The 1,065-nt window shown below is 59.2% G+C and carries 1 protein-coding gene; it reads left to right on the forward strand.

The features are described from left to right. A partial coding sequence (locus RBA41_RS33330) for a transposase (RefSeq protein ID WP_306628635.1) occupies positions 1 to 916 on the forward strand: 916 nt, incomplete at its 5' end. Between the last annotated feature and the right edge of the window lie 149 nt (positions 917 to 1,065).

A 1,065-nucleotide genomic window follows, 5' to 3' on the forward strand; every position in this document is an offset into this window, starting at 1 on the left:
TACGATCGGCGTCGATGGCACCAAGATCAAGGCCAACGCATCGCGCCACAAGGCAATGAGCTACGAGCGCATGCAAAAGGCCGAGCGTGAACTGAAGGAGCAAATCGACGCGTTGCTGGCCAAGGCCAAGGCGGCAGATGTCGCCGAAAGGAACGAGCCGGAAATCGATATCCCGGCAGAGATCACACGGCGGGAAGATCGCCTTGCCGTCATCCGCGCAGCGCGTGCACGCCTTGAAGATCGGCAGCGCCAAGCCGATATCGCGCGCGGGCGCAGCGATGATGACGATGTGCCGCCCGATGATTCTGGCAAGCCAAAGAAGAAGTCGCGTTTCAAATACAAGTTCGGCGAGCCGAAGCCTGATGCCCAAGAGAATTTCACCGACCCGGAGAGCCGCATCATGAAGCGTGCCGGCGGCGGCTTCGACTATGCCTACAATGCCCAGGCGGCGGTCGATGAGACTGCCCACATCGTCGTGGCGGCAGAACTCGTCAACAGTGCAGCCGATAGTGGCCAATTGGCGTCGGTGCTGGCGGCGGTAAAGCGCAACGTCGGTGACGATGCTGAGCTGGTGCTTGCCGATGCAGGCTACCGCTCGGAAGCAATGCTCGAGCAACTACGCGATCACCCGTCCGAACTGATCGTGGCACTCGGCCGGATTGGCAAGCAGGAAGTGGTGGTCGATCCGAAAAAACGGCCTCTGTGCGCTGCCATGGCAGAGAAGTTCAAATCGGCGACAACGCAGGCGGCTTACCGAAAACGCAAGTGGATCTCGGAACCGCCCAACGCTTGGGTGAAAAGCGTACTGGGTTTCCGCCAATTTAGCATGCGAGGACTGGCCAAGGCGCAGGCTGAGTGGAAACTCGTCTGCACCGCGCTGAACTTGCGGCGAATGGCAAAAATGATGTACGCGTAAGACCTGGAAAGGGCGAAAATCCGCCCAATTTGAACCCGCAGGCTTCAATATCATTCGACTTTCGCGCGCGAAAGTGAATCGCCATCGACGGCGGTGAAGACGCGCCTCGCATGCTCAGCGAAAAAACTTTCTGCCGCGCAGACTCCTAG

Source organism: Massilia scottii, from assembly GCF_030846495.1.
Lineage (GTDB): Bacteria > Pseudomonadota > Gammaproteobacteria > Burkholderiales > Burkholderiaceae_D > Telluria_A > Telluria_A violaceinigra.